The following is an 18111-nucleotide window of genomic DNA, read 5'->3' on the forward strand; positions in this document are numbered from 1 at the left end:
GACCTCGTACGAACAAGGGTTTCTGACTGTCCGTCAGATGTCGTTGGGTGTCAAGAGATCCGCCGAGCCGCCGATGGACGCGAAAACGCCTGCGCGGCGGTGCCGAGGCACCGCCGCGCAGACTGTCACGCACCCCATGGAAGACCCCTGCCGAACAGGAGCCATGAGGTCACCAGAGCTCGGTGAAGTTCACCGCGATGTTCTCGTTGGACTGGTCGATCGCCGTGAAGGCGGATCCGTTCACCTGAGCGGTGTTGTTCTGGTTCGAGGCGCCACTGCCGACGGCCTGCTGCTGCGTGGTGGACGAGTTGCCGTGGTTGTTGCCGCCCACGCCGCTGCCGCTGATCGTCGACACACCCGCGTTCGATCCGTTGTCCGCGAAGGCACCGTTGTCGGCCATCGCCACCCCGGAGAACAGGGCGGCGGCGAGGGGCAGGGCGGCGACAGCGGCGATGGCGCGGGCAGTACGGATGGAAGCCATGTCTTTTCCTCCAGAAGGAAGTACGCACCGGGGGCTCGGACGGGGGTCCGGCACCCGGGGAAGTACGGGTTGCTCCAAGGCAGTTGGCCGACCGCCTCGGCGATGTTCACGACGTCGCGAGACCAGAGTTGCCCACCGAATCCCCCGCGAACCACCCCGGAAGCGGCTATTCGCTCGCAAGCGTGAGGACATGTCGATAAACATGCTTCACGCCCACAAAACCCCAGCTCAGCACTGAATGCACCACCTTGGGGTGATCACAGCCCAGCGCTCCCACGCGATGAAGCGTTTCGGCACATTTTTGGTAAATAGGGGCCTCGTACGGCCCACACCTCTTCCCCATTTCGAACATTCGTACGAACATGAAGGTATGGCCACCACCGACCGGCACCCCTCGCGCTCCGCCCCGTCCGCACCCCTGGCGACCCTGGCCCTCGCGCACGCCCTGTCCGCCGCCGCGCGCGGGCTCGCCGTCATCCCGCTCTCCCGCACCAAGCTCCCGGCGCTGCCCTCACCGCATCGCGACGACCCCCCGTCAGCCCCGCGCTGCCATGGCGAATGCGGGCTGCCGGGCCATGGCGTGTACGACGCGACGACCGACCCGCGCCGAGTCCGCGCGCTGTTCGCCGCCGCACCCAGAGCGACCGGGTACGGGATCGCGTGCGGCCTTCCACCGCACCACCTCATCGGCGTCGACCTGGACACCAAGTCCGGTACGGATTCCTCCGCTTCGCTGCGTGAGCTGGCCTTACGGCATCTGTTCACGATCCCCGACACCGTGGTCGTGGCCACCCCCAGCGGCGGCCGGCACCTGTGGCTGTCCGGCCCGCCGGACGTCGTGGTGCCCAACTCCGCCGGCCGCCTCGCCCCCGGCATCGACATCCGCGGCGCCGGCGGCTACCTGGTGGGCCCCGGCTCCCGCACCGAGCACGGGGTCTACAGCACGGTGCCCGGCACGGCCCATCTCGCGCCCGCACCCTGCCCACCGGCGCTCCTGCGGCTGCTCACGCCCCCGCCCCGCGCGCACCACCCCGAACCCGACACCCGCACCGGCCAACACGGCGCGGGCCTCGTCCAGTTCGTCCTCGGCGCCCACGAGGGGCAGCGCAACACCCGCCTCTTCTGGGCAGCCTGCCGCGCCTACGAGAGCGGCCTCGGCAACACCCTCGCCGACGCCCTGACGACTGCCGCGGTCCGCACGGGCCTGACAGCCCGCGAAGCCCGCTCGACGATCGCCTCGGCGGCACGGCTGACGACGGGACCGTCAGGCCCGTAGGGAATGCCACCGCCTACAGGTGCGCCGCCGCGCATACAGGCGGGCCTGCCCGCCTACAGGTGCGCCTGCCCGCCTACGGAGACGTGAACGGCCCCGACCGGAAGCCCGGTCGGGGCCGTTCACCTACGCGGTGGGTGTGGGATTTGAACCCACGGTGACTCTCGCCACGACGGTTTTCAAGACCGTTCCCTTAGGCCGCTCGGGCAACCCACCCCGCGCCCCGAAAGCCGTGCGGCTGTGATCCGGTGGCGCGGGGACCAGGGTAGCGGGTTCGGCGACGGGGTCCGTCAGCTGTCGCCCTTGCGCTCCCCGAGGGTCACGTCGGTCGTGCGCTCCTTGCCGTCCCGCGTGTAGGTCAGCTTCACCGTGTCGCCCGGCTTGTGCGTCCAGATCTGGCCGATCAGGGTCGGTCCGGAGTCGACCACCGTGTCGTCCAGCTTCGTGATGACGTCGCCGGGCTTCAGGCCCGCCTTGGCCGCCGGACCGTTCGGCGTCACGGCGGCGGAGCCGCTCGCGCCCTGCTCGGTGATCTTCGCGCCGCCCGTGCCCTCCTCCAGGGAGACCGAGGCGCCGATCACCGGGTAGACCGGCTGGCCGGTCTTGATGAGCTGCTGGGCGACCATCTTGGCCTGGTTGATCGGGATGGCGAAGCCGAGGCCGATCGAGCCGGACTGCCCCGAGCCGCCGAGGCCGCCGCTGGAGGCGGACTGGATGGCCGAGTTGATGCCGATCACGTTGCCGTTGCCGTCGAGCAGCGGGCCGCCGGAGTTGCCCGGGTTGATCGACGCGTCGGTCTGCAGGGCGCTCATGTAGGAGGCCTTGCTGCTGCCGGTGCCGTCGCTGGAGGCCACCGGGCGGTCCTTCGCCGAGATGATGCCCGTGGTCACCGTGTTCGACAGGCCGAAGGGGGCGCCGATCGCGATGGTCGAGTCGCCGACGGCGACCTTGTCGGAGTTGCCGAGCACGAGGGGCTTCAGATTGCTCGGCGCGTTCTTCAGCTTGATGACCGCGACGTCGTAGCCCTGCGCGTGGCCGATCACCTCGGCGTCGTACTTCTTGCCGTTCGAGAACGTCGCCGACAGCTTGCCGCCGTCCACGGCCTCCGCCACCACGTGGTTGTTGGTGAGGATGTGGCCTTCCTTGTCGTACACGAAGCCCGTGCCGGTGCCGCCCTCGCCGTTGTTGCCCTCGGCCTCGATGGTGACCGTGCTGGGCAGCGCCTTGGCGGCCACGCCCGCGACGGTGCCCGGGTCGCGCTTGAGGTCGGCGGGGTTGGAGGCGGAGACGGTCGTCGAGCCGGTGCCCCCGTCGTCGTTCCGCTGGGCCGCCCAGTAGCCGACACCGCCGCCGACGACGCCCGCGATCAGGGCGGCCGCGATGACACCGGCGAGCAGCCCACCGCGCCGGCCGCCCGGCTTGGGCTGCGGCTGCTGGTAGGAGGCGCCCCACGACGACCCGCCGCCACCGCCCGCGTACGACGGGATCGCCGGCGGCGGGGGCGGCCAGTCACCGGCGGGCGCGGGGCCGGCCGGTCCGGCGGGCGCCCCGTGGTCGACGGCCACCGCGCCCTGGCCCACCGTGTCGTGGCCTGCGCCTTCGGGGGCCGATGGCGCGGGTCCGGCCGGGGCCTGTGCGGGAGCAGCGGGAGCGTCCACCGGCACGGGAGGTGCGGACGGGGCCGGGGGGACCGCAGTGCCCTCGTTCTCGGTGCTCACAGCTTTCTCTCCTCGATCCACGGCTTGTTGTCGCCGGTCCGGCCTGGGGCAGTGCTCGATCATCCTCAAGCACAGTTCGATCTTTTTCAGTCTCTACAGCGGCGCTTGAACGACCACTGTCACCCATCGTTCCGGCATGGTCCTGTCACGGTCCAGTTGTGCTGTTGTACGCGGTCAGCCTTTCCCATGGGGCGTCAGGGCACCATAAGGCGTTCCTGTGCGTCCGAGGCCATCCTTTATGCCGGGCGAAACGGACGCATCCGCTAGGCCGAACTTTCTCGTCGGCCGGCCCCGCGGTGGCACCATGACGCGGTGACCCACGCACGACAGCAGCGCATCCAGGTCGTCGCCCACCGCGGTGCCTCGGAGGACGCCCCCGAGCACACACTGGCCGCATACAAGAAGGCGATCGAGGACGGTGCCGATGCCCTCGAATGCGATGTGCGGCTCACGGCGGACGGCCATCTCGTCTGCGTGCACGACCGTCGCGTCAACCGTACGTCGAACGGCCGCGGAGCGGTCTCGGCACTGGAACTCGCGGATCTCGCCACCCTCGACTTCGGCTCCTGGAAGGACCGCGAGGAGGGCCCTGACTGGACGGTGGGCTCGGCCGACACCTCCGTACTGACCCTGGAGCGCCTCCTCGAACTCGTCGCCGACGCCGGCCGGCGGGTCGAGCTGGCCATCGAGACCAAGCACCCCACACGGTGGGCGGGTCAGGTGGAGGAGAGGCTCCTGCTTCTCCTCAAGCGGTTTGGCCTGGACGCGCCCCCTCCGGATGAGCCGTCGCCGGTCCGCGTGATGAGTTTTTCGGCCCGTTCCTTGTTGCGCGTCCAGGAGGCGTCGCCGACGCTGCCGACCGTCTATTTGATGCAGTTCGTCTCGCCTCGTCATCGCGAAGGACGCCTTCCTCAGGGCGTGCACATCGCGGGCCTCGGCATCCGTATCCTGCGCAGCCACCCCGGTTACGTCGAGAAGCTCACGCGCGCGGGCCACCAGGTTCACGTCTGGACGGTGAACGAGCCGGAGGACATCGACCTCTGCGTGCGGCTCGGCGCCGACGCGATCATCACCAACCGGCCCGCGGCGGTGCTGCACCGTCTCGGCAGGAGCTAGTTCCGGCCACCTTCACCCCTGGTTGTCACGGGGAGTGCTCCGGCGCGTTCGGTCCGTATTCGATCGTTACGAGTGCGTCACCGGACATGGATTGGCCGGTTTCCGGTCCAGTCCATTGGGGCATTCACTCCGTGGCGTGGGGCAAAGGAGGTCTCGGGGGTGGCGTTGGTGGTGGCACAGGAGGTGCCGGCGTCGTCGAGCATGGCCGTTCCCCATGGCCCTGCGGGCGTGGGCGAGGCACGACACCGGATGCGTGATCAGCTGCGCAGCAGCGGGGTGTCGGACTCGGTCGTCGACGACGCGGTTCTGATCCTTTCCGAGCTGCTCAGCAATGCGTGCCGGCACGGCAGGCCGCTCGGCGACGACATGGCCGGCGACGGGGACGTACGGGCAGCGTGGCGCGTGGACGACCGGGGTTGCCTCACGGTCGAGGTGACGGACGGCGGCGGCCCGACCCGCCCGGTTCCGGCCACCCCTTCCGTGACCGCGCACGGCGGCCGCGGGCTCAACATCATCACGGCGCTGGCCGACGACTGGGGCGTGCGGGACGACGCCCGGGGCGAGGTCACCGTCTGGGTGATCGTGCACAAGGACGTGCACGCGCAGGCGGCGGCGTGCCGCCGCGACGGCTTCGCGACCCGTATCGCCTCTCCACCCGTCGGGGACCTGGCGGGTCTCGACTTCGCGGACGCCTTCGACGACCTGGGCTGAAGGCCGCTCCGCGCAGGGCACTTGGAGCGGATCCCACCCTTGTCAGTACGAGCGGCTAGGCTCGCGCCCGTACGTACGAGTGCCGTATCCGGGAGACATCCAAGATGGCCAAGAAGCGCCCCCAGACCAAGGGCAAGCCGCAAGTCACCAGTGGAGAGATCCCGGTCGTCGGTGCCCGCGAGCCCTGCCCCTGCGGCAGCGGCCGCCGCTACAAGGCCTGTCACGGCCGGGACGCGGCGCACGCGGTGACCGAGCTGGTGCAGCGTCCCTTCGAGGGCCTGCCGGGCGAGGGCGACTGGGTCGCGCTGCGCGAGCTGGTGCCCGCGGCGACGGTCGAGCTGCCCCTGAAGGGCGAGCTGCCCGAGGGCGTCCCCTCGGTCACCCTCGCGACCGTGCTGCCGATGGCGTGGCCCGCGCTGCGCCGCGACGACGGCTCGGTCCTGCTCGGCCTGCAGAACGACACGTCGTCCGGCGACATCAGCCGCGACCTGGCCGACACCCTGCAGCGCGCCCTGACCGCCGAGCCGGGCAGCCCGGTGCAGGCCCGCCGCGCGCCGGCCGACGGCCCGCGCCTGCAGGACCTCCTCGACCCGGACGGCACTTTCGAGCCGGTCGTGCACACGGGCTTCGAGTTCTGGGTGCCGGACTCGGAGAACGCGTCGGGTGAGGTCGCCGCCTCCCTGGAGCGGGCCAACGCCGCGGCCATCCCGACCGTGAAGCTCTCCGGCGTGGACAGCGCCTACTGGTGCGAGACCCCGGAGAAGAATCACCTGCGCTGGGTGATGCCGCACCCGGAGGAGAAGCTCCTCGACGCGCTCGCGCGGCTGCACGCGGCGGGCACGTCCTCGCTCGGCGAGGGCACGCGCCTCGTCGGCTCGTTCCGGGCCCACGGCCTCACCGTTCCGGTGTGGGACCTGCCCAGCCCGGTGAAGGCGGAGGACGTCGAGAAGCCGGCCGCCGAGTTCGCCGAGCGGCTCGCCGCAGCGCTCGCCACGGACGCGCCGCTGACCGCGGACGAGCGTCGCGCGCGGGGCGGCCTCACCAACCGACAGGTGACTCTCAGCTGATCCACAGCATCCACCTGGACTGACCGACCGGTCAGCCGCTCGGACCGCCGGAAGCCTGCTCGGAATGGGTGACTCCGGTCACAACTCCCGGTAGTTGCAGGTAAATCCATGTCCGAATAGAAGAGATCGAATTTGCTAACTGCCGATCTCTTGTTACCGTTCAAGTAGCCCGGTTGCTGGTGCATCCCCCGTCGCCAGCAACCGGGCGCTTTCATGCCTGCGAACGGTCGGCGCGCCTCAACCCCCGTACGCGGGCGCCGAGTTGCTGCCCGACCTCAACAGCAGCGGGTCATCGGCACCGGCCGCGTACTCCACGACCGCGGCGTAGCGGGGGAGGTCCGCCCGGGTCCGTTCCCGCGGGGTCTCGCACATGCCGGGCTCGTCCTCCGCGGCCACCGCGCAATGGATCTGCACCGTGCGCCCGCCGGGCGCCATCAGGGTCAGCACGGCGGTCAGCTCCGCGCCCGTCGTGTTGCGGTAGTAGGTGCGCGCCCAGGTGTCCTGCCCCTTGCTGAGCACACAGGTCTGCGCCTCGATGCCCTCGGGGGAGGCGAGTTGGGGACCGCAGTGGGCGGCGACCGTCAGGCCCAGTCCGGTCAGGAGGGAGGACCGGGGACGGTCCGGCGCCGCATCGGGCTTCTGGTCCGCGGCGCCGCCCGTCGCACCGTCCTTCGTACGATCCGCCGTGCCGTCGGTCTTGTCGTCGACCTTGTCGGCCGTGCCCTCCGACGCCGATTCCGCCTTCTCGGCGGCCGGTCGCCCGGACCCCTCGCCCACCGGACCGGCGGACGCGCCCGCCAACGGCAGTACGGCGGTGAGCACCACCACGGCGAGAAGTCCGAACAGACGGAGGCGCGAATGGGGTCTCCCCTGCTCGGGCCCGTTCGAGAGCGTGGAGAAGGGTGGCGCGGCAGGCATGCGCCGAACATATCGGCGCACACCCCTGCCGGCCGCTCGCCGCGCGCCCGATTCCGCTACAACTCGGGCGCGCTCACACCCGTACGAGTGAGGGCATCCACGACCGCGTCGACCACGGCCTCCACATCGGGCGTCCAGGGCGCCGCCGAACCGGGCAGCGGCGCACGCTCCCAGCGGACCTGCCCCGCGCCCGTGGTGGACGGGGGCAGCGCGATATAGCCGCCCTCCCCGTGGAAGCGGAGCGAGCCGGGGACGAAGTCCTGCGCATACAGGAGCTCACCCAGCTGCTCCATGGAGTACGGCGCCACGAGGATGAACAGGCGCTCCGGGGTCGCGATGACCGGGCCGAGCCGTACGTCGGCGCGCTCGAGTGCGGCGAGCGCACGGGCGCCCGCGACGGCCGGGAGGCTCACGGCGCAGGGTGCGCGCCCCCCGGAGGCACCGGACGAGGCACCTGTAGCGAGCACGATCGGGGCTCCGGGGCGGTTGGTCCACCACCAGCGGACCATGCGCTCGTCGGTCGTCGCGGTGAGGAGTCCCGGGTCGAAGGGGTGGGCACCGGGCACCGTGCACTCCGGGTCGGGGCAGGCGCAGCGAACGCCGTCGCGGCGTCCCGCCGCCGCGAGCCCTATGCCCGGCAGGACCGGCCACTGCCACGCTGTCGCGAACGTGAGGGCCGCGCTGATCAGGTCAGACTTCCCGCTGTCACGCCTGGACAGGAGCCTGCGTCGCCTTCCGAGGATCTCGCGCATGAGCGCTCGTTCCTTTCCGTTGAACGCCGAGGGCCACATCACACCATGTGTCGATCAGTCACTGTGCGTACGTGCTGGAGCACCTGACCTCAGCCTGGATCGTCGGCCTGAGGCAGCGGTGACCCCTATAGTCCGAGCGCCTGCTGTGTCCTTTAAAAGCCTGGCGTGGGGTGGCGGTGCCTGGCGTTTGCCGTCCCGCGTATTTCTCGCCGCCTCCCCCACGGGAGGATGGGGCACGGTCGTCGATGGTTATGACGCCCGGGTCCGTCACCAGGTTCCGGGTGGATCCCAACTACCCCTGGTCTTCTCCGAGTACGTACCCACCGCGGCCGCTATGACGCTCCGTCGAACAATGCCAGTCGACCTCAATATGCTGTTCCCTGAGTCGCTTTTTGGCCAACTTGGAACGATCAAGATCGGTACGTGATCACGAGGGAGAACAGAGATCGCATTACCGCAGAAGCCACTTGAGCACCATGGACACCAGGAATCCCAGCAGGACAATGCTGGACATCCCCTCTCCAGTGCGTGTAGATGTGGAGACATTGCTAGCGGCGCAGAGCTAATAAGGCTGACATGGGGGTTTGCGATGCTATTGAGCAATATGCACCAGCCGGAAAGCCGGAAGCCATGACAGCCCCACGCCTGCCGAAAGTGGCTGGAATCGATTCCCCTCCTGGACAGGTTCCCTCTCCCGCCCACACCGTCGCGCCCGCGCCTGCGGCCCCACCGGTCGCTCCCGCACCGGCCGCCCCCGGAGCCGTGATCCAGGACAGACTCGCCGGCTGGGTCTCCGACCTCACGACCCTGCACGAACTCACGGAACGGCTGGCCCGCACGGCAGCACTCGACGAGGCACTGCACGAACTCCTGCGCGCCGGAGCCGCCCTGGTGGGCGCCCGGCGCGGTCTTGTCGTGCTGGAACCGGCCGACGGGCTCGGCCCCGACACCACCGTCGGCCTCGGCCTGTCCCGGCCCGACCTCGGCCACATCGAGACGGTGCCCCGCGGCGCGACGTCGTACGGGCGGATCCTCGACGGATTCAGCACCGAGGACGAGGCGCGCGCCGACCTGCTCTCCGAGGACGGACTCGACCCGCGCCACCGCGAGGTCGCCGCGCGCCTCGGCTACGCGGCGAGTTACGCCCTGCCGCTCGCCACCGACGACGCGGGCCGGCTCGGCGCCGCCGTCTGGCTCTACGACGAGCCCGCCGAGCCCGTCGAGCGCCAGCGCCACCTCATCGGCCTGTACGCCCGGCACGCCTCCGAGCACCTGGCCCGCCTGCTCGAACTGGAGCGCACGCGCGCGTGGTCGCGCACGATGACCGACGAACTGCTGCCCGCTCGGCTGCCGCGCGTCTCCGGTGTGCAGCTCGCCGTCCGCCACCGCACCGGGCCGCGCGGCGGCGGCGACTGGTACGACGCGCTGCCGCTGCCCGAAGCGGCGCTCGGCCTCGCGGTCGGCTCGGTCACCGGATCCGGCGCGAGCGCCGTCGCCGCGATGGGCCGGCTGCGCGCCTCCCTGCGGGCGTACGCGGTGATGGAGGGCGAGGACCCCGTCGCGGTCCTGTCCGACCTGGAGCTGCTCCTGCGGCTGACCGAGCCGGCCCGCAGCGCGACCGCCCTGTTCGCGTACTGCGAGCCCGGCCCGCGCAAGATCGTCCTCGCGGGCGCCGGGCACTGCCCGCCCCTGGTGATCGGGGAGCGGCGCACGGAGTTCGCGGAGACGACCCTGTCCGCGCCGCTCGGCATGCTCGCCTGCTGGGAGGCGCCGAGCGTGGAGATCTCGCCGGACCCGGGCGAGACGGTGCTGCTGTACACGGACGGCCTGCTGCGTCGCACCGGCGATCCCATGGACCGCGCCTTCGCCCGGCTGCACGCGGCAGCGGCGAGCGTCCCCAGGGCGATCCGCGACGACCCCGGCGCGATCGCCGACCACGTGCTGCGCGCGGTGCTCCCGGACGGACTCGACGCGGTGGACAGCGACGAGGACGTGGTGCTGCTCGCGGCCCGCTTCGAGTGACCCCGCGAACGCTGCTGGTAACAGGCCCTCCGCCCCTGGACCCCCTTCCGTACGCTCGTACGATGGAGGGGGTCCACTGCCATTTCAGGCCATACCCAGGTCATACCCGGGCCTTTCACCAGGCCCGCGTCGAGGAGGAACCGTGTCGGAGGAGCTCACCCCGGAGATCCCGGAAGCCCCTGAGGGCGACGAGCCCATCAAGCAGCGCAAGAACGGCCTCTACCCGGGCGTGTCCGACGAGCTCGCCGAGAACATGAAGGCCGGCTGGGCCGACACCGAGCTCCACGACCTGCAGCCGATCGCCCAGGCCGCCGAGACGGCCGCGCGCCGCAAGGCCCTGTCCGCCCGCTTCCCGGGCGAGCGCCTCGTCGTCCCCGCGGGCAACCTGAAGACCCGCTCGAACGACACGGAGTACGCCTTCCGCGCCTCCGTCGAGTACGCGTACCTCACCGGCAACCAGACCGAGGACGGCGTCCTCGTGCTGGAGCCGACGGCCGGCGGGCACAAGGAGACGATCTACCTCCTGCCGCGCTCGAACCGGGAGAACGGCGAGTTCTGGCTGGGCGGCGACGGCGAGCTGTGGGTGGGCCGCAGGCACTCCCTGGCCGAGGCCGAGAAGCTCCACGGCATCCCCGCCTCCGACGTGCGCGAGCTCGCCGAGGCGCTGCGCGAGGCCACCGGCCCGGTGCGCGTCGTGCGCGGCTACGACGCCGGCATCGAGGCCGCGCTGACCGACAAGGTCACCGCCGAGCGTGACGAGGAGCTGCGGGTCTTCCTCTCCGAGGCGCGGATCGTGAAGGACGCGTTCGAGATCGGCGAGCTGCAGAAGGCCGTCGACTCGACGGTGCGCGGCTTCGAGGACGTCGTGAAGGTCCTGGACAAGGCCGAGGCGACCAGCGAGCGCTACATCGAGGGCACGTTCTTCCTGCGCGCCCGCGTCGAGGGCAACGACATCGGCTACGGCTCCATCTGCGCCGCCGGCCCGCACGCCTGCACCCTGCACTGGGTCCGCAACGACGGCCCGGTCCGCTCCGGCGACCTGCTGCTGCTCGACGCCGGTGTCGAGACGCACACGTACTACACCGCCGACGTCACGCGCACGCTGCCGATCAACGGCACGTACAGCGACATCCAGCGGAAGATCTACGACGCCGTGTACGAGGCCCAGGAGGCCGGTATCGCGGCCGTGCAGCCGGGCGGCAAGTACCGCGACTTCCACGACGCCTCGCAGCGTGTGCTCGCCGAGAAGCTCGTCGAGTGGGGTCTGGTCGAGGGTCCGGTCGAGCGCGTCCTGGAGCTGGGGCTGCAGCGCCGCTGGACCCTGCACGGCACCGGCCACATGCTCGGCATGGACGTCCACGACTGCGCCGTCGCGCGGACCGAGACGTACGTGGACGGCACGCTGGAGCCCGGCATGGTGCTCACCGTCGAGCCGGGTCTGTACTTCCAGGCCGACGACCTGACCGTGCCCGAGGAGTACCGCGGTATCGGCGTCCGCATCGAGGACGACATCCTCGTCACCGAGGACGGTAACCGGAACATGTCGGCCGGGCTGCCGCGCAAGGCCGACGAGGTCGAGGCCTGGATGGCCCGTTTGAAGGGCTGATCCTCGGCAAACAGAAGCAGGTGTGGCCGGGGGCCGTGCACGACCGCGTCGTGCACGGCCCCCGGCGCGTGGATCGCCCCCCACAGGAGACATGTATGACGTCAGTCGAGCTGAGCGGCGTACCGGAGACGCTGCTGTGGAACCTCTACCACCGTGCCTTCGAGGCGCGGCAGCCCGATCCGGTCCTCGAGGACCCGAAGGCCGTCGAGCTCGTCGAGCGCGTCGACTACCCCTTCGAGGAGACGTTCGGCGCGCCCAGCCCGCTGCTCGCGCAGGGGCAGGCGCTGCGCGTACGCACCTTCGACGACGCCGTACGGGACTTCCTGGCCGACCATCCGGACGGCACGGTCGTCACGCTCGCCGAGGGCCTGGAGACGCAGTTCTGGCGTGTGGACAACGGGCGGGCGCGGTGGCTGTGCGTGGAGCTGCCGGAGACCGCCGGGGTGCGGCGCGCGCTGCTGCCGGGCGGGGAGCGGCAGCGCATCCTCGCCCGGTCGGCCCTCGACCTGTCCTGGCGCGACGAGGTCGACCCCTCGCGCGGGGTGCTGATCACGGCACAGGGCCTGCTGATGTATCTGCGGCCGCCGGAGGTCCGGCAGCTGATCGCGGGCTGCGCCGAGCGGTTCGGCGGCGGGGCGCTGGTGTTCGACGCGGTGCCGCGCTGGTTCAGCGAGCGCACGATCCGCGGGGAGATGCGTACCAAGCAGGGGTACGAGACTCCGCCGATGCCCTGGGGCCTGAACGCGGGGGAGCTGGACAGGGTACGCACGGCGCATCCGGCGATCCGTGAGGTCCGGGAACTGCCGCTGCCGCGCGGCCGGGGCGCCTACTACAGGACGCTCGCACCCCTGCTGGGGAAGGTGCCGGCGCTGCGGAACCTGCGGCCCACCATGACGGCCGTCGTGCGTTTCGCCGACGCTTCTTGAGGGCGCCGGATCACACCGCCATCAGCGGGGTGTCCTTCTTCCACTTGAGGATCTTGTCGAAGCTGACCACGGCACCGCCCCTGCCGGGCTTGTTGGCGACATGTACGTGGTCGGCGAGTTCGTGAATGAGACAGAGGCCGCGGCCGTTCTCGGCCTCGTCGGGTGCCGGTCGGAGCGCCGCGCGGCTTCTGGAAGGGAAGCCCGGGCCGGAATCGGCGACTTCAATGCGGCACTTCTCGCCGTCCAGGTAAGCGGTGACCCTGTATGCGCCCGAAGACTCGCTGGCGATCGTGTTCCCGCCGTGCTCGACGGCGTTCGCACACGCCTCGCTGAGAGCGACCGCCAGGTCGTAGGAGATGTCGGGGTCGACACCAGCGGTCTCCATGGTGCCCATGAGGAGACGCCGGGCGAGCGGAACGCTCGCAGCATCGCGCCGCAGATGGAGGGACCACCAGATGCTCATGTTCCAGCCTCCAGGCCGCGGCTCGACATACCGATACGTATTGCCGCCACGGGCCGCGTGCAATCGCGGAGTTGAGGTGATACCGCCCATACGGCCGATGCGAGAGGGGCGTCCCTGCCTGTAAAGGAGATTCCGGACCTTGTGGACCTGCCGTATGGGACCGGTAAGGCCAGTGGGATGATGAGCCCGCCATGTCTGCCCCCCACACGCGCAAGGCGCACAGCGCGGCCGATCTCCGGCTGCTGAGGGCCGCGATGTTCGCCGCGGTCTGCGTCGTGCTGTCCGCGGCGGGGCACGTCCTCGGTTCGACCGCCACGGTTCCGTGGTGGACGCTGTCGCTCGGCTTCCTCACCGCCTTCTGCGTGACCGCGCCACTGGCCGGCCGCGAGCGGTCGCTGCCGGGCATCGCCGTCACGCTGGGGATCGGGCAGATCGGCCTGCACAGCCTCTTCGCGCTCGGGCAGCACGGCGGCTCGATGACCATGAGCGCCGGGGAGCCCTCCGTCGTGGAGCGGGCCGCGCGGCTGATGTGCGGGGCGGGTGCCTCGGCGCTCAGCCCGGTGCAGGCGCAGCGGATCCTCGACCAGGCCCGGGTCCCGTCGGGCGCCGCCGGTGGCACGCACACCGACATGGCGGCCATGGCCGGCTCCTCGATGCCGCTGCTGCCGTCCCTGCCGATGCTCATCGGACACCTGCTCGCCGCGGTCGGCGCCGGCTGGCTGCTGCGCCACGGCGATCTCGCCCTGGGCCGGATCGTGCGGCTCTCGAAGCTGTCGGCGCAGGGAGTCGCGGAAGGGGCACTCGTCCGTTCCCTGCGCGCGGCTCTCGCTCTCGTACGCGCTCTGAAGGCGGGCCTTCCCGGCACGCACGAGGTCCTCCCGTGCGCGCCCCGCGCCGGGTTCACCGCTCCACCCGCCCCGCGGGCCGCGGTGCTTCAGCACTCGGTGATCCGGCGTGGGCCACCCGCCGCCGAAGCGTTCCTTCTCGCTGCCTGACACAGCATCCGTACTCCGCCGCGACCCGCGTGGTCCCGCGTGAGGTGAGGCGTGCTGTGCGGCACGCGCGCGTACCCGCTGTCCGCCGCTCATACTGCGGTTTCTTCGCCGCTCTGTAGTGCGGTGTTTCGCGGGCGCGCCCTCTCACCCTTCGTTGGATCCCGCTGAACGTGGAGTTCTCACTGCCATGAAGAAGATGTCCCGCGCCGCTCTCGTCGGTGCCGCCGCCGTCTCCTCCGTCGTCCTCGTGTCCGCTCCGGCCTTCGCGCACGTGAGCGTGCAGCCGGAGGGCCCCGCCGCCAAGGGCGGCTACGCCGTGGTCGACTTCAAGGTGCCGAACGAGCGCGACGACGCCGCGACCACCAAGCTCGAGGTCACCTTCCCGACCGACCACCCGCTCGCCTCGGTCATGCCGCAGCCGATCCCGGGCTGGAAGGCCGAGGTCACCAAGTCGAAGCTCGACAAGCCGATGGAGATGCACGGCGAGAAGATCACCGAGGCCGTCTCCAAGGTCACCTGGACGGCGACCGGCTCCGGCGACGACAAGGGCGTCCAGCCCGGTTACTTCCAGAAGTTCCCGGTCTCCATCGGCGCACTGCCGACCGACACCGACGAGCTCGTCTTCAAGGCGATCCAGACGTACGACAACAAGGAGGTCGTGCGCTGGATCGAGCCGCAGCAGAAGGGCCAGGAGGAGCCGGAGAACCCGGCGCCCACCCTGGCGCTGACGGCGGCCACCGACGACGAGCACGGCGCGTCCGGCGCCTCCTCCGACGACGACAAGAAGGAGGCCACCGCGGCCTCCAGCACGTCGTCCGACAGCTCCGACAGCGACACCACCGCCCGCGTCCTCGGCATCGTCGGCATTGTCGTCGGCGTCGCCGGTGTGGCGTTCGGCGTTCTGGCCGGCCGTCGGCGTACCAACAGCTGAGCCACCCATGGCGGGTGCCGGGGTCGCGGTGGGCGACCCCGGCACCGGCCGGACCCCTCACATCTGGGACATTTCTCTATGCGCAAGACCACGAAGATGAGCAAGAAGACCCTGCTCGCCGCCGCCGGACTGGTCACGGCGGCCACCCTCGCCCTGTCGGCCTGCGGCAGCGGCGACGACAGCGGCAAGTCCGTCGCCGACGTGTCCACCGAGACCGGTTCACAGAAGGCCGCGACGGTCCTCGACAAGCCCTTCGAGAAGCCGGACCTGGTCCTCACCGACACCCACGGCAAGAAGTTCGACCTGCGCGAGCAGACCAAGGACAAGCCGACGCTGATCTACTTCGGCTACACGCACTGCCCCGACGTCTGCCCGCTGACGATGAGCAACATCGCCGTCGCCAAGAAGGCCCTGCCCAAGTCCGAGCAGGACAAGCTCCAGGTCGTCTTCGTCACCACCGACCCCGACCGGGACACCCCGGCCGTGCTCGGCAAGTGGCTCAAGGCGCAGGACCCCGATTTCATCGGCCTGACCGGCGACTTCGCCACCATCCAGGGCAGCGCCCGCACGCTCGGCATCTCCATCGAGCCGACACAGAAGGACAAGAACGGCAAGCTCGTGTCGATGCACGGCACGCAGGTCATCGCGTTCTCGCCGAAGACGAACGGCGGCTATGTCCTGTACGGCGAGGACGCCACCGTCGACGACTACACCAAGGACCTGCCCAAGATCATCAAGGGGGCGAAGCCGTGAGGCGCACGCCCGTCGCGCTGGGCGCCATAGTGCTGGCCTCCGGGCTCGCGCTCACCGCCTGCGGCTCCGACAGTTCCGATGACACACCGGAAATGAAGGTCTCGGGCGCGTTCATCCCCGAGCCCGCGTCCGGTGACATGGCTGCCGGGTTCTTCCTCGTGCACAACAGCGGCGGCGCCGACACCCTCGACTCCGTCAGCAGCGACATCGCCGGGCAGGTCACCCTGCACAGCACCAAGGGCGGCGTGATGAAGGAACAGAAGTCCTTCGCCGTGCCCGCGAACGGCGAGCTGGACTTCGAACGGGGCGGCAACCACCTCATGTTCGAAAACCTCAAGCGGAAGCCGAAGGAAGGCGACAAGGTGTCGGTGAAGCTCCACTTCACCAAAGCCGGAACCCGCACCGTCTCCTTCCCTGTGAAGGCCGCCACCTACAACCCGACGTCGCACACCGCGCACGCTGCTCACTGAAGGGGCTGACCCGTACGTGAAGACCATCGCGCCCCGTTTCCGGCACCTGGTGCTGCTGTTCCTCGCCGTCACCGGCGCGCTGCTGTCCGGCGCCGCCCCCGCGTCCGCGCACGCCGCGCTGACCGGGAGCGACCCGGAACAGGGAGCGGTGGTCGAAGCGGCGCCGAAGCAGGTGTCGCTGACCTTCTCCGAGGACGTCGCCATCTCCAGCGGCGCCGTGCGCGTGCTCGACCCCGCGGGCAAGCGCGTCGACAGCGGGAAGATCGGCCACACCGGCGGCACGACGTACACCGTGGGGCTCCACTCGGGCCTGCCGGACGGCACGTTCACCGTCGCCTACCAGGTCGTCTCGGCCGACAGCCATCCCGTCTCCGGCGCCTTCACCTTTTCCATCGGCGCCCCCTCCAAGACCTCGGCGGTCCTGACCGACCAGAACGCCGGCGGGGGCGTCGTCGGCGCCCTCTACGGCGTCGCGCGCTACGTCTCGTACGCGGGCTTCATCCTGCTCGTGGGCGGCGCCGCGTTCGTCCTCGGCTGCTGGCCGCGCGGGGCCGGCATCAAGCCGGTCCAGCGGGTCGTCGTCAGCGGCTGGACCGCGCTCACCGCGGCCACGCTGGCCCTGCTGCTGATGCGCGGCTCGTACACCGGCTCCGGCAAGGTCGGCGACATCTTCGACATGTCGCTGCTCGGCCAGGTGCTGCAGACCAAGACGGGCGCGGCGCTCACGTCCCGTCTTCTGTTGCTCGCCGCGGCCGCCCTCTTCATTGCGGTGCTTTTCGGCGCTTATGTGAAGCGGGCCGAAGACGGCGACAAGAAGGAGGTCAAGGACCTCACCTTCGGGCTCGCCATCGGCGGTGCCGTCGTCGCGGCCGGGCTCGGCGCGACCTGGGCCATGGCCGAGCACGCCTCGACCGGTATCCAGGCCGGACTCGCCATGCCCGTCGACGTCCTGCACCTGCTGGCCGTGGCCGCGTGGCTCGGCGGTCTGACGACGCTGCTCGTCGCGCTGTACCGGGCGCCCTCCATCGAGGCGTCGGCGGTGCGCCGCTTCTCGCGGGTGGCGTTCTGCAGCGTCGTGGCGCTCACCGCGACGGGGCTCTACCAGTCGTGGCGGCAGGTCGGCTCCTGGTCCGCGCTGACCGGGACGCGCTACGGGCAGTTGCTGCTGCTCAAGGTCGGGCTCGTCGCCGTGCTCGTCGGCATCGCCTGGATCTCCCGCAGGTGGACGAGCCGGCTCTCCGAGAAGCCGGCCCCCGAGGCCACCGCCGCGACCGTGGTGGAGCAGCGTTCGTCCGAGAAGAAGAAGCCGGTCACGGTCGGCGCCGCCAAGGGGGACGACCCCGAGCGGGCCGCCCAGCTGGCCCGTCAGCGCGCCGCGGTGGCCAGCGCCCGCGAGAAGCGCGTCCGCGACGCCGACCCGCACCGCTTCGGCCTGCGCCGCTCGGTGCTCGCCGAGGCGGGTGTCGCGGTCGTGCTGCTCGCCGTCACCACGGTGCTGACCTCGACCGAACCGGGCCGCACGGAGGAAGAGGCGACGTCCGCGTCCTCGGCGGCGCAGACCCGGTCCGGACCGCTCTCGCTCAAGCTGCCGTTCGACACCGGCGGCGAGGACGGCAAGGGCACGGTCCTGCTCGACCTGGACCCCGGCCGCACCGGCGACAACGAGATGCACCTCTACGTGGAGCGGCCGGGCGGGAAGGCCTTCGACGTCCCCGAGGTGAAGGTCGCCTTCACTCTGGAGGCGAAGAAGATCGGCCCGCTGTCCGTCGTGCCCGACCGCATCGCCACAGGGCACTGGACCGCGAGCGGCGTACAGATCCCCGGGGCGGGCGACTGGAAGATCGCGGTCACCGTGCGCACGTCCGACATCGACCAAGTGACCGTCATCAAGAACGCGAAGATCGGCTGA

At 70.7% G+C, this 18111-nt stretch carries 17 protein-coding genes and 1 tRNA gene; 12 read left to right on the forward strand and 6 right to left on the reverse strand.

All coding sequences use genetic code 11. The features are described 5' to 3' along the window. Positions 1-169 precede the first annotated feature (169 nt). Positions 170-481 (reverse strand): hypothetical protein, encoded by a 312-nt coding sequence (locus tag ACVHNB_RS40665; protein WP_428953656.1) that lies wholly within the window; start codon positions 479-481, stop codon positions 170-172. A gap of 370 nt (positions 482-851) precedes the next feature. On the opposite strand from ACVHNB_RS40665, the gene ACVHNB_RS40670 reads away from it, so the two are divergent. Continuing rightward, positions 852-1757, forward strand: coding sequence for a bifunctional DNA primase/polymerase (locus ACVHNB_RS40670; protein WP_456227114.1), 906 nt, complete (start codon positions 852-854; stop codon positions 1755-1757). A 128-nt stretch (positions 1758-1885) separates the two neighbouring features. Here ACVHNB_RS40670 and ACVHNB_RS40675 read toward each other — a convergent pair. Then, a tRNA-Ser gene (locus ACVHNB_RS40675) sits at positions 1886-1970 on the reverse strand. 74 nt (positions 1971-2044) lie between these two features. Continuing rightward, entirely contained in the window at positions 2045-3472 is a 1428-nt protein-coding gene (locus tag ACVHNB_RS40680) for a S1C family serine protease (protein ID WP_428953654.1), read from the reverse strand. 312 nt (positions 3473-3784) lie between these two features. Between ACVHNB_RS40680 and ACVHNB_RS40685 the strand changes: the two genes are divergently transcribed. The 3 genes from ACVHNB_RS40685 (at position 3785) to ACVHNB_RS40695 (ending at position 6366) form a co-directional block, all read left to right on the forward strand. After that, positions 3785-4588 carry a glycerophosphodiester phosphodiesterase gene (locus ACVHNB_RS40685; protein ID WP_428953653.1) on the forward strand — a complete coding sequence of 268 codons (804 nt, stop codon included), beginning with the start codon at positions 3785-3787 and terminating at the stop codon, positions 4586-4588. A gap of 72 nt (positions 4589-4660) precedes the next feature. Next, positions 4661-5299 (forward strand): ATP-binding protein, encoded by a 639-nt coding sequence (locus ACVHNB_RS40690; protein WP_428953652.1) that lies wholly within the window; start codon positions 4661-4663, stop codon positions 5297-5299. Positions 5300-5403: 104 nt separating this feature from the next. Beyond that, a complete protein-coding gene (locus ACVHNB_RS40695) occupies positions 5404-6366 on the forward strand; it encodes a DUF5926 family protein (RefSeq protein WP_428953651.1) in 963 nt (320 codons plus the stop codon). Between the two features lie 237 nt (positions 6367-6603). Here the strand turns inward: ACVHNB_RS40695 and ACVHNB_RS40700 are convergent, their stop codons facing one another. Further along, positions 6604-7284 carry a hypothetical protein gene (locus ACVHNB_RS40700; RefSeq protein WP_456227115.1) on the reverse strand — a complete coding sequence of 227 codons (681 nt, stop codon included), beginning with the start codon at positions 7282-7284 and terminating at the stop codon, positions 6604-6606. Between the two features lie 56 nt (positions 7285-7340). Next, positions 7341-8036 carry a bifunctional DNA primase/polymerase gene (locus ACVHNB_RS40705; RefSeq protein ID WP_428953649.1) on the reverse strand — a complete coding sequence of 232 codons (696 nt, stop codon included), beginning with the start codon at positions 8034-8036 and terminating at the stop codon, positions 7341-7343. Positions 8037-8666: 630 nt separating this feature from the next. Between ACVHNB_RS40705 and ACVHNB_RS40710 the strand changes: the two genes are divergently transcribed. From ACVHNB_RS40710 to ACVHNB_RS40720, 3 genes are all read left to right on the forward strand, one after another. Continuing rightward, on the forward strand, positions 8667-10058 hold the full coding sequence (locus tag ACVHNB_RS40710; protein WP_428953648.1) for a PP2C family protein-serine/threonine phosphatase: 1392 nt from the start codon (positions 8667-8669) through the stop codon (positions 10056-10058). 142 nt (positions 10059-10200) lie between these two features. Continuing rightward, positions 10201-11664, forward strand: coding sequence for an aminopeptidase P family protein (locus ACVHNB_RS40715; RefSeq protein WP_428953647.1), 1464 nt, complete (start codon positions 10201-10203; stop codon positions 11662-11664). A gap of 95 nt (positions 11665-11759) precedes the next feature. Further along, complete coding sequence (locus ACVHNB_RS40720; protein WP_456227116.1) at positions 11760-12590, forward strand: class I SAM-dependent methyltransferase; 831 nt, start codon at positions 11760-11762, stop codon at positions 12588-12590. A 10-nt stretch (positions 12591-12600) separates the two neighbouring features. Here the strand turns inward: ACVHNB_RS40720 and ACVHNB_RS40725 are convergent, their stop codons facing one another. Continuing rightward, positions 12601-13053 carry an ATP-binding protein gene (locus ACVHNB_RS40725; protein ID WP_428953645.1) on the reverse strand — a complete coding sequence of 151 codons (453 nt, stop codon included), beginning with the start codon at positions 13051-13053 and terminating at the stop codon, positions 12601-12603. A gap of 191 nt (positions 13054-13244) precedes the next feature. Between ACVHNB_RS40725 and ACVHNB_RS40730 the strand changes: the two genes are divergently transcribed. The 5 genes from ACVHNB_RS40730 (at position 13245) to ACVHNB_RS40750 (ending at position 18111) form a co-directional block, all read left to right on the forward strand. Further along, a complete protein-coding gene (locus tag ACVHNB_RS40730; RefSeq protein ID WP_456227117.1) occupies positions 13245-14048 on the forward strand; it encodes a hypothetical protein in 804 nt (267 codons plus the stop codon). 187 nt (positions 14049-14235) lie between these two features. After that, entirely contained in the window at positions 14236-14979 is a 744-nt protein-coding gene (locus tag ACVHNB_RS40735) for a YcnI family copper-binding membrane protein (RefSeq protein WP_428953643.1), read from the forward strand. Positions 14980-15075: 96 nt separating this feature from the next. After that, on the forward strand, positions 15076-15732 hold the full coding sequence (locus ACVHNB_RS40740; protein ID WP_456229005.1) for an SCO family protein: 657 nt from the start codon (positions 15076-15078) through the stop codon (positions 15730-15732). Then, entirely contained in the window at positions 15729-16202 is a 474-nt protein-coding gene (locus ACVHNB_RS40745; protein ID WP_428953642.1) for a copper chaperone PCu(A)C, read from the forward strand. Before ACVHNB_RS40740 ends, ACVHNB_RS40745 begins: the two co-directional genes overlap by 4 nt. Before the next feature lie 16 nt (positions 16203-16218). Beyond that, a complete protein-coding gene (locus ACVHNB_RS40750; protein WP_456227118.1) occupies positions 16219-18111 on the forward strand; it encodes a copper resistance CopC/CopD family protein in 1893 nt (630 codons plus the stop codon).

It is taken from the genome of Streptomyces sp. YJ-C3, assembly GCF_053891275.1.

Coding starts and splice junctions, on each gene's coding strand:
- ACVHNB_RS40740 (WP_456229005.1), top strand. CDS start 15,076: ATGAGCAAGAAGACCCTGCTCGCCGCCGCCGGACTGGTCACGGCGGCC.
- ACVHNB_RS40670 (WP_456227114.1), top strand. CDS start 852: ATGGCCACCACCGACCGGCACCCCTCGCGCTCCGCCCCGTCCGCACCC.
- ACVHNB_RS40700 (WP_456227115.1), bottom strand. CDS start 7,284: ATGCCTGCCGCGCCACCCTTCTCCACGCTCTCGAACGGGCCCGAGCAG.
- ACVHNB_RS40695 (WP_428953651.1), top strand. CDS start 5,404: ATGGCCAAGAAGCGCCCCCAGACCAAGGGCAAGCCGCAAGTCACCAGT.
- ACVHNB_RS40705 (WP_428953649.1), bottom strand. CDS start 8,036: ATGCGCGAGATCCTCGGAAGGCGACGCAGGCTCCTGTCCAGGCGTGAC.
- ACVHNB_RS40725 (WP_428953645.1), bottom strand. CDS start 13,053: ATGAGCATCTGGTGGTCCCTCCATCTGCGGCGCGATGCTGCGAGCGTT.
- ACVHNB_RS40720 (WP_456227116.1), top strand. CDS start 11,760: ATGACGTCAGTCGAGCTGAGCGGCGTACCGGAGACGCTGCTGTGGAAC.
- ACVHNB_RS40730 (WP_456227117.1), top strand. CDS start 13,245: ATGTCTGCCCCCCACACGCGCAAGGCGCACAGCGCGGCCGATCTCCGG.
- ACVHNB_RS40735 (WP_428953643.1), top strand. CDS start 14,236: ATGAAGAAGATGTCCCGCGCCGCTCTCGTCGGTGCCGCCGCCGTCTCC.
- ACVHNB_RS40665 (WP_428953656.1), bottom strand. CDS start 481: ATGGCTTCCATCCGTACTGCCCGCGCCATCGCCGCTGTCGCCGCCCTG.
- ACVHNB_RS40710 (WP_428953648.1), top strand. CDS start 8,667: ATGACAGCCCCACGCCTGCCGAAAGTGGCTGGAATCGATTCCCCTCCT.